The sequence below is a fragment of the Streptomyces sp. NPDC000410 genome, from assembly GCF_040300305.1.
Lineage (GTDB): Bacteria > Actinomycetota > Actinomycetes > Streptomycetales > Streptomycetaceae > Streptomyces.
The window spans coordinates 106,925-132,961 of sequence record NZ_JBEPDM010000004.1 but is presented as its reverse complement, the minus strand read 5'-3'; the positions used below and the strand labels follow the sequence as shown (position 1 = coordinate 132,961).

Below are 26,037 nucleotides of genomic sequence, written 5' to 3'. Positions count from 1 at the left end.
GACCCGGTCGGCGCTGCCCGCCGCTCCGCCCCCCGTGCGGTCGAGCCGTGCGTCGTCGGTCGCTCCGGATGTGACCCGGTCGGCGCCGCCCGCCGTGTCGTCGGTCTCCCGGGTCCGAAGGCGCTGTTCGTGGCCCGGCGCCCACTGCGCGGGCAGTGTCAGGTCCGGGCGCGTGTACACCCGATGGCCGTCGAGCAGCACCGTCTCGCTGCCGTCCATCGCCCGAAGGGCGGCGGCGACGGGTCCCGGCAGCGCGTCCTCGCCCTCGGTGGTGAGGGCCAGTTGGGTGTCGAGCACGACCCCCGTCGCGCCGCCCGCGACGGCGGCTGCCGCCGTGTGCGGGCCGATGCCGCCGTGGGCCAGGACGGGCACACGGATGTCCGGGTCGGCGAGGAGCCGCTGCACCAGCACGAAGGTGGTCAGGTCACCGACCCGGCCGCCCGCCTCGTGGCCCTTGGCGACGATCCCGTCCGCCCCGGCGGCGACGGCGGCCGCGGCCTCGCGCGGACCGGTCACCTCGGCCCAGACCCGGCGGTGGCCGTCCGCCGCCCAGTCGGCAGGCCGGCGCTGCCGGAGGGGGTCGGCGAGGAGCACGGTGTCCACCTCCGCCGGCAGCTCGTCCGGGCCGGTCGGGCAGCCGACGGGTACGCGCACGCCGTACGGGCGCGGCCCGAGCAGCTTCGCCAGCTCGGCCAGGGCACCGCGGGCGAGAGCGGCGTCCCGGCCGAGATCCAGCAGGCCGAGTGCTCCGGCCCGCTCGGCGGCGGCGACGATTCGCGGGTTGGGTTCCTCGAAGGGGGTGAGCGCGACGACGAGGTCGCGGACGGGGGACGGGGACGGGGCCGGCTGGCGGGTCACAGGCGCTCCTTTTTCCGGGTGCGTCGTGCTGCGTTGCTCGGTGTCGTACCGGGGGGTGCGGTACGGGACGGGGCGTCGAGACCCGACGGGCCATGTCGCGGACCGGGCGGTGCCCGCGGGCACATCGCCGACCGGCGGTTACGCCCTGTCGCCGCCGCGTTGCATCGTGAGGTTGCCGCCTCGCACTGTCAACGCCCATTCAGCGGGGCCCCGTGCGCCCCACCCCTCCCGCGCAGCGTGCGATCAGAGGCGACCGTCATCGTGCCGTCAGCCCCCTGACCTGCACTATTGCGCGCCCCATGGGTACGCTTCCGACGCGTCGGCCACTGCCCGTACCCCGTCCGCTCATGCCGTGCCGGTATGGCTCACTGCCGACCGTGCATCAAATGCCGGACCAGATCGGATGGTTGTTCACCTAACTGGCGCTTACACCCTTACCCTCCCGGCGTTACCGTCCGCCCATGACCCCCACACTCGCGCAGCTTCGTTACCTCGTGGCCGTCGCGGACCGCCGCTCCATCACCGGCGCGGCCGCGTCGGTCTTCGTCGCCCAGTCCGCCCTCTCCCGCGCCATTCAGGCCATGGAGCGTGATCTGGGCGTGGAGCTCCTGTCCCGGCGCGGCCGCGGCGTGGACCTCACACCCGCGGGCACCCGTGTGGTCCGGCTGGCCCGGACCGTGCTCGACGCCGTGGAGGCGATCGACGACATCGGCGCCTCCCACAAGGGCCCGTGCGCCGCCCTGCACATCGTGACCACCCCGACCCTCGCGCTCGACCTGGCGGCCGACCTCGTACCGGCCTTCATCGAACGCCATCCCGGTATCGACGTACGGCTGCACCAGCGCAACAGCCGGGAAGTGCTGGTGCAGGAGCTGGCCGACGGCACGGCCGAACTGGGGCTGGTGGACCTGCCGGTGGACAAGGAGCTGTCGGTCCACCACATCCAGGAGCGCGAGGTCGTCCTGATCTCCCCACCCGGCTCCCGGCTGCCCGATCCGGTGCCCTTCCGCCTGCTCGACGGTCTGCCGATGGTGCTCCCGACCCCGGGAACAGGGCGGCGTACGGAAATGGAGGCGATGTTCAGCGCCCTCGGCGTGCGCCCCGTGCCCACGCTGGAGGTCGACGAGCGACTCGCCTGGGTGACCAGTGTGACGGGCGGCCGCGGATCGCTGATCTGGTACCGGGATGTGGTCTTACGGGCCTTCGGCCATCGCGTGGAGGTCCGCTCCTTCACCCCGCCGCTGCTGCGCCCCGTCGGGCTGGTGCATCCCCGCCACGCCCTGAGCCGGGCCGCACGTGCCTTCATCGCCCATGCCCGGCACAACGCGCCGGTGCGCGAGCCCGTCAGATGATCCGAGGCCCGGTGGGGACGCCCGCCATGCCCACCCGGCATCACTCCATACCCAAAAGGCACGTGGTTGGCGCTTGGCCCTGTCGCCGCCCGCCGCCACATTGTGCGCATGCCTCGACTCCTCACGCCCCCGCGTGCCGCGGTCACGACGGCCGTCACCGCCGTCGTCGCCCTCGCCCTGTGCGCGCCGCCCGCCACCGCCGCCGGGGCGGCCGCCCTCGCCCCGGACCGCGGGTGCACGCTCCCCTCGGGGCTGGCCGAGATCAGCGGCCTCGCCATGAGCACCAGGCACCCCGGGGTCTTCTACGCCGTCAACGACAGCGGCAACAGCAACCAGGTGTTCGCCGTGGACTGCGCGGGCCCGACCGGCCGGCTCAAGGCCACCTTCACCCTCTCCGGGGCCACCAACACCGACTGGGAGGGACTGGCGGTCGGCAAGGCCACGACAGGCGGCGGCACGTCGATACTCGTCGGGGACATCGGCGACAACTTCAGCGCCAGGGCCGAGCTCACGGTCTACAGCTTCCCCGAGCCGGACCAGCTCACGAACGCCACCGTGACCCCGGTGGCCCTCCGGTTCGCCTACTCGGACGGCAAGCACGACGCCGAGTCCCTGCTCGCCGACCCGGTGACGGGGCAGCTGTATGTGGCGAGCAAGCTGATCGGCGCCGCCGGGCAGCTCTACAAGGCTCCGCTCCCGCCCCAGTCCGGCCAGGTGAACACGCTCACCCCGGTCCGTCCCGGGCCGGTCTTCGCCACGGACGGCGCGTTCTCGCCGACGGGGAGGTCGTACGCGCTGCGCAGCGGCGGCCCGCTGGGTGCCAACACCGCCCACGTGTACGACACCGCCGGTACCAAGCTCGCCGAAGTCGCGCTGCCCGCCCAGCCGCAGGGCGAGATCGTCACCTACGCGGACTGCGCGTCCCTCCTCGTGGGCTCGGAGAACGACGCGCAGATCTGGCGCGTACCACTGCCGCCCCAGGCGACACCCGGCTGCGAAAACGAGCCCCCGCCGCCCACGGGCGATCTCAAACTGGGTGATCCGGGTGCGCAGACGTGCAAGTTCAACCAGTCCTGCACGATCCAGCTGACCGCGACGGGCGGCAAGGCGCCGCTGAAGTACAGCGCGTCAGGACTGCCCTTCGGCCTCACGATCGACGCCTCGACCGGCCGCGTCAGCGGAAAGCCATGGGCTGCGGGAACGGTACAGATCACCGCCACCGTGACCGACTCGGCCGGCGCCTCGGCGAGTACGGCCTTCCCCCTCACCCTCAACTGGTTCTGAGGCGGGCCGGCTCCAGGGGCCGCCGGACGGCCCCTGGAGCGGGCGGGTCGTTCTGGGGCTCGCTCAGCCCGCCGCGCGAGCCGCCATGCGCGCCTTGCGGGCCAGGAGCTTCTCGTCGAACTTACGGGCCTCCGAGTCCAGCCCGCCCATGTACAGGCCCAGCTCCTCCTGGGCCTTCACGCCCTCGGGGCCGAGCCCGTCGATCTCCATGACCTTCAGGAACCGCAGCACCGGCTGGAGTACGTCGTCGTGGTGGATGCGCATGTTGTAGATCTCGCCGATCGCCATCTGCGCGGCCGCCCGCTCGAAGCCGGGCATGCCGTGCCCCGGCATCCGGAAGTTGACGACCACGTCGCGCACCGCCTGCATGGTCAGATCCGGGGCGAGCTCGAAGGCGGCGCCCAGCAGGTTCCGGTAGAAGACCATGTGCAGGTTCTCGTCGGTGGCGATCCGGGCCAGCATCCGGTCACAGACGGGGTCGCCCGACTGGTGGCCGGTGTTGCGGTGCGAGATGCGGGTGGCGAGCTCCTGGAACGCGACGTACGCGACCGAGTGCAGCATCGAGTGCCGGTTGTCCGACTCGAAGCCCTCGCTCATGTGCGCCATCCGGAACTGCTCCAGCTTGTCCGGGTCCACCGCGCGCGATGCCAGCAGGTAGTCCCGCATCACGATGCCGTGGCGGCCCTCCTCGGCGGTCCAGCGGTGCACCCAGGTGCCCCAGGCGCCGTCGCGGCCGAAGAGCGTGGCGATCTCGTGGTGGTAGCTGGGCAGGTTGTCCTCGGTGAGCAGGTTGACCACGAGGGCGATCTTGCCGACCTCGGTGACCTTGGACTGGGACGGGTCCCAGGCCTCGCCGTCCTCGAAGAAGCCCGGGAAGTTCCGGCCGTCGGACCACGGGACGTACTCGTGCGGCATCCAGTCCTTGGTGACCTTCAGGTGCCGGTTCAGCTCCTTCTCCACCACCTCTTCCAGCGCGTACAGCAGCCGGGCGTCCGTCCACGCTTCGGAACTGCCGAGGTGGGGAGAGGTGATCGTCACTGGTGCTCCTGGGGGACGTGAACGTAAGCGGAAGTGCAACGAGATATCAGCGGGGACGTGGGCAACGCTGAAGCCGTGGGCAACCCGCCGGATGAAGGGGGGATCGACGAGCTACTTACGGCTTCGTAGGTTACGAAACCGTAGGTTAAAGGCCGGGTAAGCCGTGGGCCAAGCCCGGACGCGCGATGTCCCCTTACGTCCTGTTATGAATGCAGGTCCCGGAGGCGCACCGAGAGGCAGGTCACGCAGCCTTCGAGCTTCTCGAACTCGCTGATGTCCACCGGAACCGGTTCATATCCCAGTTCCTCGAACAGCTCCGCCGACCGCGGCGCGCTCGCCGCCATCAGCAGCTTCCCGCCGCCCAGCAGCACCACGTGCGCCCCGGACTCCTCCGGCACGGGCAGGAACCGCGGGAACAGGCCGGGCTGCTCCACGAGCGGCTCGTACCCGATCACGGTTCCGTCCGGCAGGGCCGTGACGGCCGATTTGAGGTGCAGGACCTTCGACACGGGTACGGGGACGACGCGCGCCCCGAGCGGCTCGAAGGCCGCCCTCAGCTGCTGCACCCCCGTCGCGTTGGTCCGCCCTCCCCGGCCCACGTACACCGTGTCGCCGATCTTGAGGACGTCACCGCCGTCGAGGGTGCCCGGCTCCCACACCCAGTTCACCGAGCAGCCGAGCCGGGCGAGCGCCTCCTCGACGGCCGTGGTCTCCGGGCGGCGGGACTCCGCGCCGGAGCGGGCGATGAGCGCCACGTTGCGGAACATCACCACGGTGTCCTCGATGAAGACCCCGTCCGGGCAGTCGTCGGCCGGCTCGGTCTCCACCGTCTCCCAGCCATGCTCCCGCAGGGCGTCCGCGTACGCCTCCCACTGGACGAGCGCCGCCTCCGTGTCGACGGGGCGGCGCTCGACATGCGTGACCAGGCCCTCGGCCAGGCGCGGGCTCGGGCGACGGATCAGGGCTTTTCTACTCGGCACGGGCTCTCCTGGCGGGGGTAGGGAGCTGACGGCGCCCATCATTAGCCGCCCGTCCCCGCTCCCGTAAAGACCCACACGGGGCGTTCCCGCGCGTCATGACGCCGCGCACAGCGCGTCTCCCACTGAGGGTGACCGGAATCCGGGCGCGGGTGCCGCCCACCTCGCCGTCGGCATGCCGTTCGCCGCCCTGGTGGGACAGCTGACGGTCGGCTCACGCGCGGCAGGCGACGGCCAGGAGCGCGCAGGCCGCCGGGGTGGTGTCACTCCTGGACGCCCCGTCCTCCGGTTACGGGCGGGACACTCCGTACGAGCCCATCAAGCGGGCCAGTTGTCGGCCCGTCACCCGTAGTGGTTCCTCGCTGCGGTTGACCTGGGCCGTCACTTCGGCGCCTTCCAGGGCGCCGATCACGGTGGTCGCCAACTCCCGGGCGTCGCGCGCCTGGAAGCCGGAGCGCAGGAGCTTGTCGGCGACCATCTGCTCCCAGCCGCGCAGCGCGTCCGCGCATGCCTGCTGGATCCCGGATTCGGTCCCCAGGGTTTCCAGTGCCGCCGCCGTGACCGGGCAGCCGTCGGTCCAGCCCGACTCGCGCAGCCCTTCGGCGAGCTGCCGGGCGCAGGCCTCCACGGCCGCGCCCGGGTCGTCCTCGCTGTCCAGGGCCTCGCGGAGGACGGCCGCGAACTCCTCGCCGCTGTAGTTGATGGCGGCGACCGCGACGGCCTCCTTGCCGCCCGGGAAGAAGTGGTAGACGGAGCCCAGTGTGGCCTCCGCCTCCTTGGCGATCTGCTTGATGCCCGTGCCGACATACCCCTGGCGCTGCAGGAGGCGCGCTGCGGCGACGACGATCCGGTCCCGGGTGCTGGTCTGTCCCATGGGCACACCCTACTGGTCACTGGTTAGAACGCTCGTTTTAGAGCGTGCTACATTGCCTCCGCGTTCTCATTAGAGCGTTCGTTTTAGTCTCGTTCTCGTTCCCTGCATCGCGGAGGTCCTTCCCATGAGCAGCAAGCAGCCCGTGACCGTCATCGGCCTCGGTCCGATGGGGCAGGCAATGGTCCACGCCTTACTCGACAAGGGTCACCACGTCACCGTCTGGAACCGCACCGCGTCCCGTGCCGACGCCCTCGTCGCGCGCGGCGCCGTACTCGCGAAGAGCGCCGAGGACGCCCTGGCGGCCAACGAGCTGGTTGTCCTGAGCCTGACCGACTACGACGCGATGTACAGCGTGCTCGAACCGGCGTCCCACGCCCTGGCCGGCCGCGTGCTCGTCAATCTCAGCTCCGACACCCCGGAGAAGACCCGCGCCGGGGCACGGTGGGTGTCCGAGCACGGCGGGGTCCACCTCACCGGTGGCGTCACTGTCCCGCCATCGGGCATCGGACAGCCCGACTCATCCACCTTCTACAGCGGACCGCGTCAGGTCTTCGAGGCGCACCGCTCCACCCTCGAAGTCCTGACCGGCACCGACTACCGGGGTGAGGATCCCGGCCTGGCCGCGCTCATGTACCAAATGGGCATGGTCATGTTCTGGACGTCCATGCTCAGCTACTGGCAGGTCATCGCCCTCGCCGACGCCAACGGCCTCACGGCCGCGGACGTCCTCCCGCACGCCACGGACACCATGACCGGGATGCCGGACTTTCTCTCCTTCTACGCCGAGCGCATCGATGCCGGCGACCACAGCGGCGATGTGGACCGGCTGGCCATGGGCATGGCCAGCGTCGAACACGTTCTGCACACCAATGCCGACGCGGGTGTCGACACCGCGCTGCCGGCCGCCGTGGCCGCCGTGTTCCGGCGCGGCATGGACGCCGGGCACGCGGCGGACAGCTTCTCCAGCCTGGTGGAGCTGATGAAGACGGCCGGTGCGGCCGGTGGCGGGACCACCGTCAGGTGATCAACGGGATCCTCCACCGGCTCGGCACCGGGGCGGCGGGCCGCCGTCCCCTGTCCGCCGTCCGACTAGGGCCCGTCCGGCCGACCCTGCTCGACCTCCTCGGCAGTGGTCGGCCGGAGCTCACCGTCGAGCATCAGCCAGCGGGTGATCCCGACGGACCGGAGGAACCGCACGTCGTGGCTCGCCACGATCAGCGCTCCCTCGTACGCCTCCAGCGCCGACGTCAGCGCCCGCACACTCGCCAGATCCAGGTTGTTCGTCGGCTCGTCCAGCATCAGCAGCTGGGGAGCCGGCTCGGCGAGCAGCAGCGCCGCCAGCGCCGCGCGGAAACGCTCACCGCCCGACAGGGTCCCGGCGGGCCGGTCCGCACGCGCGCCCCTGAACAGGAACCGCGCCAGACGCGCCCGGATGGCGTTGTCCGTTGCCGCGGGCGCGAAACGGGCCACGTTCTCCACGACGGTGAGCCCGTCATCGAGGACGTCCAGACGCTGGGGCAGATAACGCACCGGCACCTCGGCCGTCACCTCACCGGCCACCGGCTCCAGTTGCCCGGCTATCGTACGCAACAGCGTCGTCTTGCCCGCGCCGTTACGGCCCACGAGCGCGATCCGCTCCGGGCCGCGGAGCTCGAACTCGCCCGCGACCCGTGCCCCGTACGTCAGCTCCAGGCCCGACAGCCGCAGCACCCCACGGCCCGGATGGACCTTCGTGTACGGCAGTTCGATACGGATCTCGTCGTCGTCGCGCACCGCCTCCACCGCCTCGTCGAGCCGCTCCCGCGCCTCGCCCAGCTTCTCCGTGTGCATGATGCGGTGTTTGCCCGCCGAGACCTGCGCCTGGCGCTTGCGCTGACCCATCACGATCTTCGGCTCGCGCTTGTTGTCGTACATCTTCTGCCCGTACCGCTTGCGGCGGGCCAGCTTGACCTGGGCGTCCGCCAGTTCACGCTTCTGCCGCCGGACATCGGCCTCCGCCACCCGGACCATGCGTTCGGCTGCCTCCTGCTCCACGGCCAGCGCCTCCTGGTACGCCGAGAACGAACCGCCGTACCAGGTGACCTCGCCGTCGCGCAGATCGGCGATCTGATCGACCCGCTCCAGCAGGTCACGGTCGTGACTGACCACGACCATCACTCCGGACCAGGCATCCACCGCGTCGTACAGCCGTCCGCGCGCGTACAGGTCGAGGTTGTTCGTCGGCTCGTCGAGCAGCAGGACATCCGGGCGGGCCAGCAGCAGCGCCGCCAGTCGCAGCATGACGCCCTCGCCGCCCGACACCTCGCCGATGGTCCGGTCGAGGTCGATGTGCCCGAGCCCGAGCTGATCGAGCGTCGCGCGCGCCCGCTCCTCCACGTCCCAGTCGTCACCGACCGCCGTGAAGTGCTCCTCGCCGGCGTCGCCCGCCTCGATGGCGTGCAGCGCGGCGCGTGTGGCCGCGATACCGAGCGCCTCGTCCACCCGAAGTGCCGTGTCGAGCACCAGGTTCTGCGGCAGGTACCCGATCTCGCCCGCGACCCGTACCACCCCGGAGGCCGGGGTGAGTTCCCCGGCGAGCAGGCGCAGCAGCGTCGACTTCCCGGAGCCGTTGAGCCCGATCAGACCGGTCCTTCCGGGCCCGACCGCGAGATGGAAGTCGTCGAAGGCCGGGCTGCCGGGGGTGCCGTCCGGCCAGGAGAAGGACAGCGAGGTGCAGGTGATGGAGGTGGGGAATGTAGACATAGGCGTCTCCCTGTTGCGGTGGAAGGGGTGGAAGCAACGGGTGAGACACCGGTCAAGACAGCACAAAGGCCCTGGTCCGGGAGACGGGACGGCACATACGCTCGTACGCCGAGGTCGCACACGGGACACGCGGGCAGCAGCCGCGCGACACGGTGTCTCAAAACCTCAGACGAGCAATGTCCTTCTCCGATCCGACGACATCAGGGCCAGTGACGACACTACGTCCGCCCCTGCGGGGCGGCAATCGATTTATTGGGCAGGCGTCTTGTTCAGCAGGCGTCGCGGATCAGCTCGGCGAGGTCCTCGTCCAGGCGCAGATGCAGGTGTTCGTGCCCGGTGGGCACGACCCCTTGCGACCGCTCCAGGAAGCGGCGCACCTCGCAGGTGCGGATGTGCACCATCGCCATGCCCTCCGGGGCGTGGAACTCCAGCACCGTACGGTCGTATCCGTACGGCCGCACCCGCACGTCCCCCATCCCGGCCGGGCCCTCCACCCCCGCCGCGAGCAGCTCCCGCGAGAACGCCCACGAGACATCGGTCCCCTCGAGGGTCGCCGGGCCGGGGAACGCGATGCTCACGGCGAACGGATCACCGATGTCGTAGCGCAGGGTCACGTCCACGGATTCCATGTGCGGCGCGGCGGCGACCAGCCGGGCCTGCACGGCCTGCTCGATGACGCTGGACAAAGGCCTGCTCCCTCTCTTCTTGCGGCGGGGTTACGGCTCCTCGCACAGAGAAGGACGACGGAACGACGAAATCCGTGCATCGGCCGGGAGAGGTTGGGGGAGTGAGGTGCGTCACCGCCCCGCGCGGAAACCGGGGCCCCGGGCGGGGACGCGTCGCCGCGGCCCGGCGGCAGGGGCGGGGCCGGGCCGCTGCCCGCGCCGCGGACGACGCCCCTACAGCGGCTGCTGCCGGTACCGCTCCAGCTCCGGCGCCGTCTTCGTCGCGATGAACTCCGTGATCCGGTACTCGCACACCCCGCCCGTCACGAACGGATCCGTCGCCGCGATCTCCTCGATCCGTGCGCGGTCGGAGCCGACGGCCAGCAGCACCCCTCCGTCACGCGGGTTCTTGCGGCCGGAGGCGATGACGACGCCCTCCTCGTAGAGGGCGTCCAGCCAGGCCACATGCGCCTCGAGGAGCTCGTCCGCACGTTCGACAGAGGCAATGTAGGTCAATTCCATTACGAACATGATCGGCAGGTTATCCGGGGTGTCTAAGGTGGGGCTCATCATGACCACGATCAGGACACCCGCCGACGAGACCGAGGCCAGGGCCATCCAGGACGAGCTGCGCGCCCGCGTCGTACGGGACGAGTACGGCCCGCCGCCCGGTGCGGGCCTCGTCACCGGGGTCGACGTGGCCTACGACGACGCGCGTGACCTCGTCGTCGCGGCCGCCGTCGTCCTCGACGCCCGTACGCTCGACGTCGTCGAGGAGACCACGGCGGCGGGCCGGGTCGCCTTCCCCTACGTACCCGGACTGCTCGCCTTCCGGGAGATCCCGACCGTGCTGGCCGCGCTGGAGTCGCTGCGCACCGGCCCGGGACTGGTCGTCTGCGACGGGTACGGCCGGGCTCACCCCCGCCGCTTCGGGCTGGCCAGCCACCTCGGGGTGCTCACCGGCCTGCCGGTGATCGGGGTCGCCAAGAACCCGTTCACCTTCTCGTACGACCCGCCCGGCGACCGGCGCGGGGACACCTCGCCGCTGGTCGCGGACGACGGCGAGGAGGTCGGCCGGGCACTGCGCACCCAGGACGGCGTCAAGCCGGTGTACGTCTCCGTCGGACACCGCGTCTCGCTCGACAACGCCTGCGCCCACACCCTCGCGCTCGCCCCGGACTTCCGGCTCCCGGAATCGACCCGCAGGGCGGACGCCCTGTGCCGCCGGGCGCTGCGGGAGGCGACCGCCTGAGCAGGATCTCCCACCCGGATCTGAGTATCTGTACGGATGCCCGCCGATCGCCATGACCGGCAGGCTGTCCCGCATGACTGCACACCGAACCACCGCCGACCCCAAGACCACGCCCGTGGAGAGGGGCGTGATCGCCGTTCTGCTCCTCGCCATGGCGGCCGGGACGATCTGGATCGGCTCGATGATCTACACGCTCACTTCCTGACCCTGGGCAGGGCCCCGAAGGGGCGCGGGGCTGTATCGATGTGCGGCTCCGCCGTGTGGGCGCGACCAGCCACGACGCACCCGCGGGTATCGCACCGGACTTCCGGTGGAGCGCTTCAGCGCGAGTCGGCGACGCGGAACACGATCCCGGCGGCGCGCAGCCGCTCGATCAGCGCGTCGCCCATCGCGGCCGCCGTGGTCACCTGCCCCGCGGTCCGCGGCAGCTCGTCGAAGGCGAGGCTGAGTACCGACTCGGCGAGCATCTTCGCCGTCTCTCCGTATCCGGGGTCGCCGCCCGAGACCTCCGTGAAGACCCGCCGACCGCCGCCCTCGCCGACGAAGCGGACCCGGAACCAGCTGCGTTCGCGCAGCTCGGCACTGGGGCCGCTGCCCGGTTCGTAACGGTCCATCAGCCAGGCGCGGGCGGGTGGGAGCTGGGCGAGCGCGGCCAGGGCGCCGAGCGCGACGGGCCCGGCCAGCGCGACCGGGAGCGTCTTGACCGAGGCGTAGTGGCGGTACTGGAAGTCGGGGCCGTACCGCTCCAGTGCCCGCGCGGAACGGGCCACGACCTGCGGATCCAGCGTCGGCAGGGGCAGCGCCCAGGTGGCGGTCTCCTTGCTGAACCGGGGGGCGCCCAGCGGAGCCCGCGCCCTGCGGCCGACCAGTCGCGGCTCGTGCAGCCGCCGCTCCCGCGCGGCCCGCGCTCCCTCCCGCTGCCGGCCCATCACGGTGAGCGCCGAGGCGAACGTACCGCCGGAGAACATGCCGCCCGCGCTGACGAAACCGTCGACCCGCAGGGGGACGTCCTCGGGGAGCTGCTGGACGGTGAAGTACGCGCCGAGGTCGTGCGGCACCGAGTCGAATCCGCAGGCGTGCACGATCCGCGCGCCGGTTTCGCGGGCACGGGCGTCGTGCCGTACGAACATCGTGTCGATGAACTCCGGCTCACCGGTGAGGTCCGCGTAGTCCGTCCCGGCCTCCGCGCAGGCGGCGACCAGCCCTTCCCCGTAGCGGACGTACGGGCCCACGGTCGTGGCGAGGACGTGGGTGGATTCGGCGAGCTCGCGCAGCGCGTCGTCATCGGCCGCGTCCGCGACGAGCACGGGCAGCCCGGCGCACGCCGGGTCGATCGCGGCGAGCCGCTCGCGCAGCCGCTCCAGCTTCGGCCGGCTGCGTCCCGCGATGGCCCAGCGGCAGCCCTCGGGCGCATGGGCCGCGAGGTACTCCGCGGTGAGCGCGCCGACGAAGCCCGTCGCGCCGAAGGGGACGATGTCGTACGGCCGCTCCGGCCCGCTCTGCCTGTTCAATGACCCCTCCGCTGCTCGCCACGCGCCGATGTCGCTGGGCGAGGCTAGCGTGAGTCGGGACAGTCCGCGCTACCGGGAGGACGTGATGGCGGCACCGCCTGAGCACACGCCTGCGAAATGGGGGTAGGTGCGGCCCTTTGCCCTGGGTGGTCACCGCGCGATCGCCACGAAGACGCTGATCGCGGAGCTCGACGCCCGCTGAGCGCTCGCTTGTCCACAGGGCTTGTGCGGAGTGGAACGTGTTCTTAACATCACTGATGTTACATCAGTTGTGTCACAGTGCTGGGGGCTTGTTTGATGGCAGCGACAGTGAACGGTTCCCGCGGTTCCCACGATCCCGTGGGCGACGGCCCGCTGGCCGGAGTGCGCGTCGTCGAGCTGGCCGGAATCGGCCCCGGCCCGTTCGCCGCCATGCTTCTCGCCGACCTCGGCGCCGACGTCGTACGGATCGACAGGCCCGGCGGCGCCGGCCTCGCCATCGACCCGGCCTACGACCTCACCAACCGCAACAAACGCTCCGTGCTCGTCGACCTCAAGGCCGACGGCGGAGCGCAGCAGGTCCTCGACCTGGTCGAGCGCGCCGACGTCCTCATCGAGGGCTACCGCCCGGGTGTCGCCGAGCGCCTCGGCGTCGGGCCCGAGGAGTGCCACGCCCGCAACCCCAAGCTGGTGTACGGACGGATGACCGGCTGGGGCCAGGAAGGCCCGCTCGCCCAGCGCGCGGGACACGACATCGCGTACATCGCGATCACCGGCACCCTCGGCATGATCGGCAAGCCCGACGAGCCGCCCACCGTCCCCGCCAACCTCGTCGGGGACTACGCGGGCGGCTCGCTCTACCTGGTCATCGGCGTGCTGGCCGCACTTCAGCACGCCCGCACCCCCGGCGGCACCGGGCAGGTCGTGGACGCGGCGATCGTGGACGGAGCCGCCCATCTCGCCACCATGATCCACGGGATGATGGCGGCGGGCGGCTGGCAGGACCGCCGGGGTGCCAACCTCCTCGACGGCGGCTGCCCCTTCTACGGGAACTACGAGACCGCCGACGGCCAGTACATGGCGGTCGGGGCGCTCGAGCAGCAGTTCTACAACGAGTTCATCGAGCTGCTCGGTATCAAGGACGACGTCCCGGCGCGCAAGGACTTCGCCCGCTGGGGCGAGCTGCGCACGGCGGTCGCCGACCGCTTCCGTACGAGGACACGCGCGGAGTGGACGGCCGTCTTCGAGGGTTCCGACGCGTGTGTCGCGCCCGTGCTGTCGCTGCGCGAGGCCCCGGCCCATCCGCACCTCGCGGCGCGCGGCACCTTCACCGAGCACGGCGGGATCACCCAGCCGGCCCCCGCGCCCCGCTTCTCCGCCACCCCCGGCTCCGTGCGCCGCCCGCCCGCCAGGCCGGGAGCCGACACCGACGAGGTGGCCCGCGACTGGGACGTGGCCGGCATCCGGAAGCAGGAGGGGGACCGCTGATGGAGCTGTCCGTTCCGCTCAGCTATGCCGGCGATCCGCGCCAGGCGGCCGACGAGGTCGCCGCGCTGGAGTCCGCCGGGCTCGATGCCGTCTGGGTGGCCGAGGCGTACGGCTTCGACTCGCCCACGATCATGGGCTATCTGGCCGCCCGTACCGAACGGATGAAGATCGGCGCGGCCATCCTCAACGTGTACTCCCGCACTCCCGCGCTCCTCGCCCAGACCGGAGCGGGCCTCGACGCGATCTCCGGCGGCCGGGCGATCCTCGGCCTCGGCGCGTCAGGCCCGCAGGTCGTCGAGGGCTGGCACGGAAAGCCGTACGACAAGCCGCTCGCCCGCACCCGCGAGGCGATCGAGCTCTGCCGCCGGATCTGGCGGCGCGAGGTCATCGACCACCACGGCATCACCGACATGCCGCTGCCTCCCGAGAAGGGCGGCCGCCTCGGCAAGCCGCTGAAGATCCTCACCAGGCCGGTGCGCGACACCATCCCGCTGTACGTCGCCTCCCTCGGCCCGGCGAACGTCAGGATGACCGCAGAGATCGCCGACGGCTGGCTGCCCACCCTCTTCGTCCCAGAGAAGGCCGACCAGGTGTGGGCCCGGCCCTCGCCGAGGGGGCACGGAAGCGCGACCCCGCGCTCGGCCCGCTGCAGACCGTGGCGGGCGGTCTGCTCGCCATCGGTGAGGACGCCGCGGCCGTACGGGACCTCGCCCGCCCGCAGATCGCGCTGTACGTCGGCGGCATGGGCGCACCCGGCAAGAACTTCTACAACGACCTCGCCGTCGCCTACGGCTACGAAGCGGAGGCGAAGAAGATCCAGGAGCTCTATCTCTCCGGGAAGAAGCGGGAGGCCGAGGCGGCCGTCCCGGACGAGCTCTGCGAGCTCATGTCACTGTGCGGCCCGGAAGGTTACGTGCGTGAGCGCGTCGAGGCCTTCCGGGCGGCCGGGGTCACCATGCTCAACGTCATTCCCGTCGGCCCCGAGCCGGCCGAGTTGATCGAAACCGTCAAGGGCTGGCTGTAGTCGGCAGCAGGGGGTCGCGAAAATGAAGCGCCAGATCTTCAGTACCGAGCACGACGCGTTCCGCGAGACCGTCCGGACCTTCCTCACCAAGGAGGTCCTGCCGCACTACGACCGGTGGGAGCAGGACGGCATCGTCTCGCGCGACGCCTGGCTGGCGGCGGGCAAGCAGGGACTGCTCGGGCTCGCCGTGCCCGAGGAGTACGGGGGCGGCGGGAACGCGGACTTCCGCTACAGCGCCGTGCTCGGCGAGGAATTCACCCGGGCGGGCGCCCCCGGGCTCGCGCTCGGACTGCACAACGACATCATCGGCCCGTACCTCACCTCGCTCGGCACCGACGAGCAGAAGCGGCGCTGGCTGCCGGGCTTCTGCAGCGGCGAGATCATCACGGCCATCGCCATGACCGAGCCGGGCGCCGGCTCCGACCTCCAGGGCATCCGCACCACCGCGGAGGACCGGGGCGACCACTGGCTGCTGAACGGCTCCAAGACCTTCATCTCCAACGGGATCCTCGCCGACCTCGTCATCGTCGTCGCGAAGACGACCCCCGAGGGCGGCGCGCACGGCCTGTCGCTGCTGGTCGTCGAGCGCGGCATGAAGGGCTTCGAGCGCGGCCGCAACCTCGACAAGATCGGCCAGAAGGCCCAGGACACGGCCGAGCTGTTCTTCACCGACGTACGCGTCCCCAAGGAGAATCTCCTCGGCGAGCTGAACGGCGCCTTCGTCCATCTGATGACCAACCTGGCGCAGGAGCGGCTGAACATCGCGGTCGCCGGGATCGCCGCCGCCGAGTATCTGCTGGAGATCACCACCCAGTACGTGAAGGAGCGGGAGGCCTTCGGGCGCCCCCTCGCGCGGCTCCAGCACATCCGCTTCGAGATAGCCGAAATGGCCACCGAATGCGCCGTCACCCGCGCGTTCCTCGACCGCTGCATCGTCGATCACGCGAACGGGGAGCTCGACGCGGTGCATGCCTCGATGGCCAAGTGGTGGGCCACGGAGCTGCAGAAGAAGGTCGCGGACCGCTGTCTCCAGCTGCACGGCGGATACGGATACATGACCGAGTACCGCGTCGCCAAGGCCTTCACCGACGGCCGCATCCAGACGATCTACGGCGGTACGACCGAGATCATGAAGGAGATCATCGGCCGCTCTCTGCTCTCCTGACCCCGTCCCTCCGCTGCTTCACCCCTCATTCGTGATGCGAAAGGCTCTGCTGTGAGTACCGAAGCGTTTGTGTACGACGCGATCCGCACCCCGCGCGGGCGCGGCAAGGCCAACGGCGCCCTGCACGGCACCAAGCCGATCGACCTCGTCGTCGGCCTGATCCACGAGATCCGCTCCCGCTTCCCCGGTCTGGACCCGGCCGCGATCGACGACATCGTGCTCGGCGTCGTCGGCCCGGTCGGCGACCAGGGCTCCGACATCGCCCGTATCGCGGCCGTCGCCGCCGGCCTTCCGGACACGGTCGCGGGCGTCCAGGAGAACCGCTTCTGTGCCTCGGGCCTGGAGGCCGTCAACATGGCGGCGATGAAGGTCCGCTCCGGCTGGGAGGACCTGGTGCTCGCGGGCGGCGTCGAGTCGATGTCACGGGTGCCGATGGCCTCGGACGGCGGAGCCTGGTTCGCCGACCCGATGACCAACTTCGACACCGGATTCGTTCCGCAGGGCATCGGCGCCGACCTGATCGCCACGATCGAGGGATTCTCGCGGCGCGACGTGGACGAGTACGCCGCGCTGTCGCAGGAGCGGGCCGCCGCTGCCTGGAAGGACGGCCGCTTCGACCGTTCCGTCGTCCCGGTCAAGGACCGCACCGGGCTGGTCGTGCTGGACCACGACGAGCACATGCGCCCCGGCACCACCGCCGACTCGCTGGCCGCGCTCAAGCCGTCGTTCGCGGGCATCGGCGACATGGGCGGCTTCGACGCCGTCGCACTGCAGAAGTACCACTGGGTGGAGAAGATCGACCACGTCCACCACGCGGGCAACTCCTCCGGCATCGTGGACGGTGCCTCGCTCGTCGCCATCGGCTCGAAGGAGGTCGGCGAGCGGTACGGACTGACGCCCCGCGCCCGCATCGTCGCGGCGGCGGTCTCCGGCTCCGAGCCCACCATCATGCTCACCGGCCCCGCGCCCGCCACCCGCAAGGCGCTCGCCAAGGCCGGGCTGACCATCGACGACATCGACCTGGTCGAGATCAACGAGGCGTTCGCGGCCGTCGTGCTGCGCTTCGTCCGGGACATGGGGCTCTCCCTGGACAAGGTCAACGTCAACGGCGGAGCCATCGCGCTCGGCCATCCGCTGGGCGCCACCGGCGCGATGATCCTCGGCTCGCTCATCGACGAACTGGAGCGCCAGGACAAGCGGTACGGCCTCGCCACGCTCTGCGTCGGCGGCGGCATGGGCATCGCCACGATCGTCGAGCGTCTCTGACCGTCCCGTCCTCCCCCTTCCCCCGTACGGAGAAGCAGCCATGACCACCGAGAGCACCACCATCCGCTGGGAACAGGACGAGACCGGCATCGTCACCCTCGTCCTCGACGACCCCAACCAGTCCGCCAACACCATGAACCAGGCCTTCAAGGACTCCATCGCGGCGATCGCCGACCGCGTGGAGGCCGAGAAGGACTCCATCCGCGGCATCATCTACGCCTCGGCCAAGAAGACCTTCTTCGCGGGCGGCGACCTCAAGGACATGATCCGGCTCCGCCCGGAGGACGCCCAGGTCGCCTTCGACACCGGTACGGACATCAAGCGCTCCCTGCGCCGCATCGAGACCCTCGGCAAGCCGGTCGTCGCGGCCATCAACGGCGCGGCGCTGGGCGGAGGCTACGAGATCGCGCTCGCCAGCCACCACCGGATCGCCCTCGACGCGCCCGGCTCCAAGATCGGCCTGCCCGAGGTCACGCTCGGACTGCTCCCCGCCGGCGGCGGTGTCACCCGCACCGTACGCCTCATGGGCATCGCCGACGCGCTGCTCAAGGTGCTGCTCCAGGGCACGCAGTACTCGCCCCGGCGGGCCCTGGAGAACGGCCTGGTCCACGAAGTGGCCGCCACCCCCGAGGACATGCTCGCCAAGGCGCGCGCCTTCATCGACGCCCACCCCGAGTCACAGCAGCCCTGGGACGTGCCCGGCTACAAGATCCCCGGCGGTACGCCGTCGAACCCGAAGTTCGCCGCCAACCTGCCCGCGTTCCCGGCCAACCTCAAGAAGCAGCTGAACGGCGCCCCCTACCCGGCCCCGCGCAACATCCTCGCCTGCGCCGTCGAAGGCTCCCAGGTCGACTTCGAGACCGCCCTGACGATCGAGGCCCGGTACTTCACCGAGCTGGTCACCGGGCAGACCGCCAAGAACATGATCCAGGCGTTCTTCTTCGACCTCCAGGCGGTCAACGCGGGCCGCAGCCGCCCGCAGGGCGTCGCACCGCGCAAGGTCCGCAAGGTCGCCGTCCTCGGCGCCGGGATGATGGGCGCGGGGATCGCGTACTCCTGCGCCAAGGCCGGTATCGAGGTCGTCCTCAAGGATGTGGGCATCGACGCCGCCGAGCGCGGCAAGGAGTACGCGCAGCGGCTGCTGGACAAGGCCCTGAGCCGGGGCCGTACGACCGAGGCCAAGCGCGCCGAGCTGCTCGCCCGGATCACCCCGACCGCCGACCCCGCCGATCTCGCGGGCTGCGACGCCGTCATCGAGGCGGTCTTCGAGGACCCGGCGCTCAAGCACAAGGTGTTCCAGGAGATCCAGGAGATCGTGGAGCCGGACGCGCTGCTGTGCTCCAACACCTCGACCCTGCCGATCACGCTGCTCGCCGAGGGCGTCGACCGCCCCGTCGACTTCATCGGACTCCACTTCTTCTCGCCCGTCGACAAGATGCCGCTCGTCGAGATCATCAAGGGCGAGCGGACCGGCGACGAGGCGCTCGCCCGCGCCTTCGACCTGGTCCGCCAGATCAACAAGACCCCGATCGTCGTCAACGACTCGCGCGGCTTCTTCACCTCGCGCGTCATCGGCCAGTTCATCAACGAGGGCGTCGCGATGGTCGGCGAGGGCATCGAGCCCGCGTCGGTCGAACAGGCCGCGGCCCAGGCCGGCTACCCGGCGAAGGTGCTCTCGCTGATGGACGAGCTGACCCTCACCCTCCCGCGCAAGATCCGTAACGAGACGCGACGAGCCGTCGAGGAGGCGGGCGGCACCTGGGCCGGACACCCGTCGGACGCGGTGATCGACCGCATGGTCGACGAGTTCGGACGCACGGGCCGCAGCGGCGGAGCGGGCTTCTACGACTACGCGGACGGCAGGCGGACGGCTCTGTGGCCGGGCCTGCGCGAGCACTTCGGCAAGCCGGACGTGGATGTGCCGTTCACCGACATGAAGGAGCGGATGCTCTTCTCCGAGGCGCTCGACACGGTGCGCTGCCTCGAGGAGGGCGTGCTGACGTCGGTCGCCGACGCCAACATCGGCTCCATCATGGGCATCGGCTTCCCGGCCTGGACGGGCGGTGTTCTCCAGTACATCAACGGCTACGAGGGCGGCCTCCCCGGCTTCGTCGCCCGCGCGCGCGAGCTGGCCAAGCGCTACGGCGCCCGCTTCGAGCCGCCGGCCCTGCTGCTGGCCAAGGCCGAGAGGGGAGAGGTCTTCACCGACGCCTGACCCCGGTCCGGGGACCTACCGCCCCGCACCGTCGCCCCCAGGTGTGAGAGGCGAGGGGGCCCGCCGCAGGTGGGCCCCTACCTCCCGTCGGCGCCGAACGCCTCCCGCAGTTCCTCCCGCAGTGACCGCTGGAACGCCGTCACCAGCGCCTGTATCACCATCGGCTGCATATGTGCCGACAGGGACTTCATCGCCGCCACATGATCGGGGTCCGACTCGCGCTCCCGGTACGGATTCCACACCTCGTCGCGGAAGAGGCGGGTCAGCTCGTGCGCCGCCGCCCTGGAGTGCTCCAGCAGCACCGTGCGGGAGGCGAGGATCGTCTCGTGCGCTATCGGTACGTCCAGCAGCTCCACCCCGAGCCGCAGCAGCCCGCCGTCCAGCCGGAACGCGTCGGGGACGCTGCCGCGGTCGAGGACGCCCATCGCCGCGAGCCGGTCGACGTCCTGGTCCGACAGGGGACGCCCGGCGCGGCGTTCGAGTTCGGAGCGGGGGACCTCCTCGGCGGACTCGGGCGCCCACGAGGCCACCAGGGCACGGTGGATCGCGAGATCCTGGGCGCTCAGATCGGGCGGCAGCTGCTCCAGGTAGCGTTCGATCGCGGCCAGCGTCATGCCCTGGTGCTGCAACTCCTCGATCAGGGCCAGCCGGGAGAGGTGATCCGGGCCGTACCGCCCGACCCGGCGCGCGCCGATCACCGGCGGCGGGAGCAGACCCCGCGTGCTGTAGAAGCGGATCGTGCGCACGGTGACACCGGCGCGCGTGGCCAGTTCGTCCACGGTCAGAGTCGGCTGCGTCGGCTCCTCGGTCTCGGTCGCCATGGCTCTCCTCGCTCCGCGTACGCACCAATCCGGTGCAACAGTATTGCTGTCTCACCAGTGTTGTGAAAGCGTCCCGCGCATTCGACGGCGACAGGAGGCGGTCATGACCACGATCCTGCGGCTTCCCGGGGGCGACCCGGACGCGCTCACCCTCCCCGCTCTGCTGCTGCGCAACGCCGAGGACCACGGCGATCTGCCCGCCCTCTCCTGGCGGGATGCCGCCGGCGCCGGCTGGACCACCCTCACCTGGCGCGAGGTGCGCCGGAAGACCGCCGTCCTCGCGGCCGGATACGCGGCGCTCGGAGTCGAGCGCGGCGAGCAGGTCCTGATGATGATGAGCAACCGGCCGGAACACTGGCTGACCGACCTCGCACTCAGCCACCTCGGCGCGATCCCCGTCACGGTCTACGGCACGGCGGCGTCCGAGCAGATCGCCCATATCGCGCGGCTGAGCGGTGCCCGGTTCGCGGTCGTCGAAGGCGCGCGGGAGCGCGAGCTCTGGGAGCCGCTGCTTGCCGACGGAGACGTACCCCTGCGGAAGCTGGTCGTCGTGGAGGCGGCCGAGGCGGGGCCGCACCGGGCGTACGGTTCGCTGTACGCGACCGGGGCGCGGCTGCACCGGCCCGAGTCGTTCGAGAAGGGGTGGCGCGAGACGCGAGCGGGCGACCCGCTCACCGTCGTCTACACCTCCGGGACGACCGGCGACCCCAAGGGCGTTCCCCTCACTCACCGCCATGTGATCACCAACGCGCTCTGTCTGGACCGGGTCGTCGAACTCCCCGCCCACGTCGAGCACATCTGCTATCTCCCCTTCGCGCACATCGCGGAGCGCATGCTCGGGATCTATCTGCCGGTCTTCCGGGCCTCGCACGTGTATCTGTGCGCCGATCCGACGGCGGTCGCCGGGGCCGTCCGCGAACTGCGCCCGGCGCAGTTCTTCGGAGTGCCGAGGGTGTGGGAGAAGCTGGCGGCCGGAGTGCGGGCGGCCCTTGAGATGCTGCCGGCCGAGCAGCGCGCGGCGATCGACGCGGCGGCGGAGGTGGCTCGCGAGCACATCGGCCACCGGGAGCGCGGTGAGACGCCACCCGCCGAGCTCGATGCCGCGTACCGGAAGCTGAAGGAGCAGGTGCTCGACCCGTTACTCGCGCTCGCCGGGTTCGACCGGCTGGTGTGGACGGCGAGCGCGTCGGCGCCGATGCCGCCCGATGTGGTGCGGTTCTGGGCCGGATTCGGGATCGTGATCATGGACGCCTGGGGGCTGACCGAGACGGTCGGCGTCTGTACCGCCAACAGCCCCACGGCGGGCTTCCGCCTGGGCTCGGTGGGCCGGCCCATCGTCGGTGTGGAGCTGAGGATCGCGGACGACGGCGAGATCCTGGTACGCGGAGAGACGGTCTTCGCCGGATATCTGCGCGGCGACGGGGGAGTGGAGAGTGCGCGCGACGCGGACGGCTGGTTCGCGACGGGTGACGTCGGCCGGATCGACGAGGACGGCTATCTGTGGCTCACCGACCGCAAGAAGGAGTTGATCGTCACCTCCTCGGGAAAGAACGTCGCCCCGGCACTCGTCGAGAACGCCCTCAAGGAACACCCCCTGATCGGCCAGGCCCTGGTGCACGGCGACGAACGCCCCTATCTGGTGGCCCTGCTGGTGCTCGACGGAGAGGTGGCGTCCGCCTGGGCGGTCGCCCACGGCCTCGATGGGGGCACGGGGGATCTGGCCGCGCATCCCGCCGTACGGGAGGAGATCGAGCGTGCGGTCACGGCCGCGAACGCCCGGCTCAGCCGCCCGGAGCAGATCAAGCGCTACCGGCTGCTGAGCGAGGAGTGGGGTCCCGACACGGGTGAGCTGACACCCTCGCTGAAGCTGCGGCGCCGGGTGATCCGCGAGAAGTACGCCGAGCTGATCGAGGCCCTGTACACCGGCGAGGGGTGACTGTCAGTGGTGCCTCGTACGGTAGGGGCATGTCGGGGATCACGTATGTACAGGGGGACGCCACCGCGCCGCACGGCAAGGGCGTCAAGCTGATCGCGCATGTCTGCAACGATCTGGGCGGCTGGGGCAAGGGGTTCGTCGTCGCGATATCCCGCCGCTGGCCGGAGCCGGAGGCGGCGTTCCGGCGCTGGCACCGGGAGCGGGCGGGCAACGACTTCGGCCTGGGAGCGGTCCAGTCCGTCCAGGTCTCCCCGTATGTGTGGGTGGCGAACATGGTGGGTCAGCGGGGCATGCGCACCGGCAGCAAGGGCGTGCCCGTGCGGTACGAGGCGATCGACACGGCCCTCGGGGCGCTCGGTGACAAGGCGGTCGAGCTGGGGGCTTCGGTTCATATGCCCCGGATCGGATGCGGGCTGGCGGGCGGCAAGTGGTCGAGGGTGGAGCCGCTGATCGCGGACCGGCTCGCCGCACGGGGCATACCGGTGACGGTGTACGACTACGACGGGTAGCGGCAACCCCTCGCCCCCGCCCGCTTCTTGGTGTGTACCTGACGCTAGAGTGCGGTGCTTGTTCGAATTACCGTACGATGGAGGGGGAGGGCATGAGCGGGCAACTGCGGGATACCGCAAGCGAGTTGGCCGAAGTCCTGTGGCGGGAGCACACCGTGTACCGGGACCGGTCCGGTGGGGTGGTCATACGCGGCGAGCACGTCCAGCGCTGGATCAGTCTGGCCCCGGCCGGGGGGCGGGACGAGATCCTCATCCGCGCGGGCCGCATCCTCGAAGGCGGCACCACCGCGCCGGCGCGCTCGGAGGCGATCGTGCCGCTCTCCGCCGGGACGAGTGACCTCGCCGCGACCTGCCGGCGCCTGCTGGCCGACGCCGCCGCCGACGCCGAGCCCCGCCACTCCTCGGCCGGGCCGCGGCGGACCGCCGGACCCGGCAAGGCCCCCAGGAAGTCCAAGGCGGCCAAGCGGCGCACTGACGAGCCGCGCAGGCACACGAGCGTCAGCTCCTGGGTGGTCATCGCCTGCGTCGTCGGACTCGTCGGCTACTACTGCTACAGCGTCGCCGCGACGTACTAGACGTACTTGGGGCGTCGTGAGCCCGGCATGATCCACCAGACACCCGGACACCTCTCGGGCATGTCTTCTCCGGGCGGGCACGCGCAGCGCCGCGACGACCGTCCGTACGACGGCCGTCGCGGCGACGAATCCGAACCCGCGTCGCGGCTACCGCCCGGACGCGACGACCGGGTAGTGGTCGGACAGGTTGGTGTACGTGTAGCTCTTGCCCCAGCTGGAGACGGTCCAGGGCGCGCTCTGCTCCTTGATCACGTCGTTGTTCCAGCCCGCGGGCCTGGCGTGCCCGGCGCGGTGCAGGACGTAGTCCAGGTCCTCGCGCGGGTCGTCCGGGTAGCGGTCGGACGCGATCGAGTTGTCCTGCGTGTCGAAGGAGTACGCGTGGCCGGTGCGCGAGTCCGCGCCGACGAAGCCGCCGTCCGCGAGCATCGTGGCGTACTCGGACGTACGGGAGTCCACGTTGAAGTCGCCCGCGACCAGGACCTGCTCGGAGGCCGGGATGTTCTTCGCGTCGAGGAACGCGTCCATCGCCTTGAACTGGCGGCTGCGCATCTGCGCCGCCTCGCCCGCGCCGCACCCCGGGTCGGTGGACTGGGCGTGCGTGCCGACGACGTGCACCTTGCTGCCGTTCACGTTCAGCACGGCGTAGACGAAGCCCTTGTTGGAGTACCAGTCGGCGCCGCAGGCGTCCTTGTAGACGTACTGCTCCTTGCGGACGATCGGCCACTTGCTGAGGACGGTGACGCCGCCGTCCTCCGGTGTCGTCGCCGAGTACGCCCCGCTCGTCGCGTCCCAGCCGGTCTTGGACCGGCCCATCACCGGGGTCTGGTACGGGTACTGGGCGGCGGCGTTCTGCTTCAGCGCGTCGGAGGAGGAGTTGTCGAAGGCCTCCTGGACCACGACGACGTCGTTGCCCTGGAAGAACGAGGTCCTGGGGATCTCCCGCGCGCGGTGGTCCTGGCCCCAGTTCGGGTACAGGTTCTTGCTGAAGAGGAAGACGTTGTACGTCAGCACCTTCAGCGACGGCGTCGCCGCGGCGGACTCGGCGGCGGGCGCCACCGCGGTCGCCGAGGGCGCGGCCACGGCCAGGGTGGCGGCGGCGAGCGCGGTGGAGAGTGCTGCGCCGGATATGCGGCGGAGCGTGGAGTGCGGCACTGGAACTCCCGTGTGAGGGTGTGGGGGTAATGCCTTGGCGCGCACATCAAAGCAGCGTCAGTTACTTCGGGGTAACCACCCGGTGCCGAGTTTCTTGCCGCAGATCCACGATCTTTCGAACATGTACCGACTTGCGGTCTACAGGCCGTAGCTCCGGCCGATGATGTCCCGCTGGATCTCGCTCGTCCCGCCGTACACCGTGGAGACCACCGCCGTGCGCAGATGCCGCTCCATCTCGTACTCCGTGGCGTAGCCGTAGCCGCCCATCATCTGCATCCCCTCCAGTGCCGCCCGTTTCGCCGTCTCCGTCGCCTTCAGCTTCGCCATCGACGCCTCGCGCGGAAACGGCCGGTCCGGCTCCGCGTCGCAGCCCGCCGCGACCCCGAACACCAGCAGCCGCACGCACTCGATCTCGGTCGCCAGCTCGGCGAGCCGGTGCCGCAGGGCCTGGAAGGAACCGACCGGGCGGCCGAACTGCTCACGGCCCTTCACGTAGGCGACCGTGTCGTCGAAGATCCGTTCAGCGAGACCCAGCATGTTCGCCGCGAGGAACAGCCGTTCCGCGTTCAGCCCCGCCATCAGCTGCTCCCACGCCCGGTCGACGGTGCCGACCACCGCGTCCGCCGGCAGCCGCACATCCGTGAAGTACACGTCGTTGACGTCCCGGCCCCCCATGGTCGGGATCCCCCGGATCTCGATCCCCTCGGCCGCGGCGGGCACGTGGAACATGGTCAGCCCCTCGTGCTTCCCCCTGCCCGCCTCCGTCCGGGCGACCAGCAGGATGTACTCGGCCAGATGGGCGTTGGAGATCCAGGTCTTGTGGCCGCTGACCAGCCAGCCGCCGTCGGCGCCGCGCTCCGCCCGGCAGTGCAGCGCCGCCACGTCCGAACCGGCGTCCGGCTCCGACATCGCGACGGCGAGCACCCGGCCCGCCACGGCGCCGCCTATCGCCGCCTTGCGCTGGGCCTCGCTGCCGAACCGCTCGTACGCCTTCGCGGTGATGACGGAGGTGATGAAGCCCCCCACCGGCATCAGCGCGCGAGCCGTCTCCCGCAGGAACAGACACACGTCCGTCATCCCGCCGCCCGCCCCGCCGTACTCCCGCGGCAGACAGACCCCGAGCCAGCCGAGCTCCGCGAGCCGCGCGTAGAGCCCGGGGGAGTGCGCGTCGCCGCCGCGCTGCTCACGTGTGGCGCACTCGCGCCGCGCGAAGTCGCGCAGCGCCCCGGCGAAGTCCCGTTGCTCGGGCGTGAGCGAGCGGTCCTGATCCATGGCCATGGAAAGCCCCTCCTGAAGTGGGCGGAGTTACAAAGTGATTGGGTTAGTGTCTGTGTAACAACGAAGGAACGGACGA

Annotated in this window: 23 protein-coding genes and 1 pseudogene; 13 read left to right on the top strand and 11 right to left on the bottom strand. The window is 70.9% G+C overall.

The annotated features are described in order from the left end of the window. Positions 1-858: nitronate monooxygenase (locus ABT342_RS07535; protein WP_351568444.1), on the bottom strand; the 858-nt coding region annotated here is incomplete at its 3' end. Positions 859-1,319: 461 nt separating this feature from the next. On the opposite strand from ABT342_RS07535, the gene ABT342_RS07530 reads away from it, so the two are divergent. Beyond that, positions 1,320-2,210 carry a LysR family transcriptional regulator gene (locus ABT342_RS07530; protein ID WP_351568441.1) on the top strand — a complete coding sequence of 297 codons (891 nt, stop codon included), beginning with the start codon at positions 1,320-1,322 and terminating at the stop codon, positions 2,208-2,210. 108 nt (positions 2,211-2,318) lie between these two features. Further along, entirely contained in the window at positions 2,319-3,494 is a 1,176-nt protein-coding gene (locus tag ABT342_RS07525) for a putative Ig domain-containing protein (RefSeq protein ID WP_351568438.1), read from the top strand. Positions 3,495-3,557: 63 nt separating this feature from the next. Here ABT342_RS07525 and ABT342_RS07520 read toward each other — a convergent pair whose 3' ends face one another. The 3 genes from ABT342_RS07520 to ABT342_RS07510 all read right to left on the bottom strand — a co-directional run bounded on the left by ABT342_RS07520 (position 3,558) and on the right by ABT342_RS07510 (position 6,383). Continuing rightward, positions 3,558-4,532, bottom strand: a complete 975-nt coding sequence (locus tag ABT342_RS07520; protein ID WP_351568435.1) for an acyl-ACP desaturase — start codon at positions 4,530-4,532, stop codon at positions 3,558-3,560. 203 nt (positions 4,533-4,735) lie between these two features. Next, positions 4,736-5,512, bottom strand: a complete 777-nt coding sequence (ddaH, locus tag ABT342_RS07515) for a dimethylargininase (protein WP_351568432.1) — start codon at positions 5,510-5,512, stop codon at positions 4,736-4,738. 286 nt (positions 5,513-5,798) lie between these two features. Continuing rightward, positions 5,799-6,383, bottom strand: coding sequence for a TetR/AcrR family transcriptional regulator (locus ABT342_RS07510; RefSeq protein ID WP_351568429.1), 585 nt, complete (start codon positions 6,381-6,383; stop codon positions 5,799-5,801). 124 nt (positions 6,384-6,507) lie between these two features. Here ABT342_RS07510 and ABT342_RS07505 point away from each other — a divergent pair, with 124 nt between their 5' ends. Next, entirely contained in the window at positions 6,508-7,407 is a 900-nt protein-coding gene (locus ABT342_RS07505) for an NAD(P)-dependent oxidoreductase (RefSeq protein ID WP_351568426.1), read from the top strand. 65 nt (positions 7,408-7,472) lie between these two features. On the opposite strand, the gene ABT342_RS07500 is transcribed toward ABT342_RS07505, so the two are convergent. The 3 genes from ABT342_RS07500 to ABT342_RS07490 form a co-directional block, all read right to left on the bottom strand. After that, positions 7,473-9,125: an ABC-F family ATP-binding cassette domain-containing protein gene (locus ABT342_RS07500; protein WP_351568423.1), complete on the bottom strand. Its 1,653-nt coding sequence runs from the start codon at positions 9,123-9,125 to the stop codon at positions 7,473-7,475. Between the two features lie 269 nt (positions 9,126-9,394). After that, entirely contained in the window at positions 9,395-9,811 is a 417-nt protein-coding gene (gene ssgD / locus ABT342_RS07495; protein ID WP_351568420.1) for a spore wall synthesis regulator SsgD, read from the bottom strand. 213 nt (positions 9,812-10,024) lie between these two features. Further along, positions 10,025-10,321, bottom strand: coding sequence for a YciI family protein (locus ABT342_RS07490; RefSeq protein WP_351568417.1), 297 nt, complete (start codon positions 10,319-10,321; stop codon positions 10,025-10,027). A 40-nt stretch (positions 10,322-10,361) separates the two neighbouring features. Here ABT342_RS07490 and ABT342_RS07485 point away from each other — a divergent pair, with 40 nt between their 5' ends. Both ABT342_RS07485 and mmpA read left to right on the top strand, forming a co-directional pair. Further along, entirely contained in the window at positions 10,362-11,042 is a 681-nt protein-coding gene (locus tag ABT342_RS07485; RefSeq protein ID WP_351568415.1) for an endonuclease V, read from the top strand. 73 nt (positions 11,043-11,115) lie between these two features. Next, positions 11,116-11,247, top strand: coding sequence for a morphogenic membrane protein MmpA (gene mmpA, locus ABT342_RS07480; RefSeq protein ID WP_351568414.1), 132 nt, complete (start codon positions 11,116-11,118; stop codon positions 11,245-11,247). Between the two features lie 115 nt (positions 11,248-11,362). On the opposite strand, the gene ABT342_RS07475 is transcribed toward mmpA, so the two are convergent. After that, on the bottom strand, positions 11,363-12,553 hold the full coding sequence (locus ABT342_RS07475; RefSeq protein ID WP_351568412.1) for a saccharopine dehydrogenase family protein: 1,191 nt from the start codon (positions 12,551-12,553) through the stop codon (positions 11,363-11,365). Between the two features lie 297 nt (positions 12,554-12,850). Between ABT342_RS07475 and ABT342_RS07470 the strand changes: the two genes are divergently transcribed. From ABT342_RS07470 to ABT342_RS07450, 5 genes and pseudogenes are all read left to right on the top strand, one after another. Then, positions 12,851-14,020, top strand: coding sequence for a CaiB/BaiF CoA transferase family protein (locus ABT342_RS07470; RefSeq protein WP_351568409.1), 1,170 nt, complete (start codon positions 12,851-12,853; stop codon positions 14,018-14,020). Continuing rightward, positions 14,020-15,044, top strand: a pseudogene (locus ABT342_RS07465) (LLM class F420-dependent oxidoreductase). The gene ABT342_RS07470 and the pseudogene ABT342_RS07465 overlap by 1 nt, the downstream one beginning before the upstream one ends. A gap of 22 nt (positions 15,045-15,066) precedes the next feature. Continuing rightward, positions 15,067-16,209, top strand: a complete 1,143-nt coding sequence (locus ABT342_RS07460) for an acyl-CoA dehydrogenase family protein (protein WP_351568406.1) — start codon at positions 15,067-15,069, stop codon at positions 16,207-16,209. A 51-nt stretch (positions 16,210-16,260) separates the two neighbouring features. Further along, positions 16,261-17,475 (top strand): acetyl-CoA C-acetyltransferase, encoded by a 1,215-nt coding sequence (locus ABT342_RS07455; RefSeq protein ID WP_351568404.1) that lies wholly within the window; start codon positions 16,261-16,263, stop codon positions 17,473-17,475. A 40-nt stretch (positions 17,476-17,515) separates the two neighbouring features. Further along, positions 17,516-19,690: a 3-hydroxyacyl-CoA dehydrogenase NAD-binding domain-containing protein gene (locus ABT342_RS07450; protein WP_351568401.1), complete on the top strand. Its 2,175-nt coding sequence runs from the start codon at positions 17,516-17,518 to the stop codon at positions 19,688-19,690. Positions 19,691-19,767: 77 nt separating this feature from the next. On the opposite strand, the gene ABT342_RS07445 is transcribed toward ABT342_RS07450, so the two are convergent. Next, positions 19,768-20,511 carry a MerR family transcriptional regulator gene (locus ABT342_RS07445; protein ID WP_351568398.1) on the bottom strand — a complete coding sequence of 248 codons (744 nt, stop codon included), beginning with the start codon at positions 20,509-20,511 and terminating at the stop codon, positions 19,768-19,770. 103 nt (positions 20,512-20,614) lie between these two features. Between ABT342_RS07445 and ABT342_RS07440 the strand changes: the two genes are divergently transcribed. The 3 genes from ABT342_RS07440 to ABT342_RS07430 all read left to right on the top strand — a co-directional run bounded on the left by ABT342_RS07440 (position 20,615) and on the right by ABT342_RS07430 (position 23,531). Beyond that, positions 20,615-22,447, top strand: coding sequence for an AMP-dependent synthetase/ligase (locus tag ABT342_RS07440; RefSeq protein ID WP_351568395.1), 1,833 nt, complete (start codon positions 20,615-20,617; stop codon positions 22,445-22,447). Positions 22,448-22,476: 29 nt separating this feature from the next. Further along, the gene (locus ABT342_RS07435; RefSeq protein ID WP_351568393.1) at positions 22,477-22,956 is read left to right on the top strand and encodes a macro domain-containing protein; all 480 of its coding nucleotides are present in this window, start codon (positions 22,477-22,479) and stop codon (positions 22,954-22,956) included. A gap of 92 nt (positions 22,957-23,048) precedes the next feature. Next, positions 23,049-23,531 carry a hypothetical protein gene (locus ABT342_RS07430; protein WP_351568390.1) on the top strand — a complete coding sequence of 161 codons (483 nt, stop codon included), beginning with the start codon at positions 23,049-23,051 and terminating at the stop codon, positions 23,529-23,531. Between the two features lie 147 nt (positions 23,532-23,678). On the opposite strand, the gene sph is transcribed toward ABT342_RS07430, so the two are convergent. Then, the gene (gene sph / locus ABT342_RS07425; protein ID WP_351568387.1) at positions 23,679-24,683 is read right to left on the bottom strand and encodes a sphingomyelin phosphodiesterase; all 1,005 of its coding nucleotides are present in this window, start codon (positions 24,681-24,683) and stop codon (positions 23,679-23,681) included. A gap of 138 nt (positions 24,684-24,821) precedes the next feature. Next, positions 24,822-25,961, bottom strand: coding sequence for an acyl-CoA dehydrogenase family protein (locus ABT342_RS07420; RefSeq protein ID WP_351568384.1), 1,140 nt, complete (start codon positions 25,959-25,961; stop codon positions 24,822-24,824). Positions 25,962-26,037: the final 76 nt, after the last annotated feature.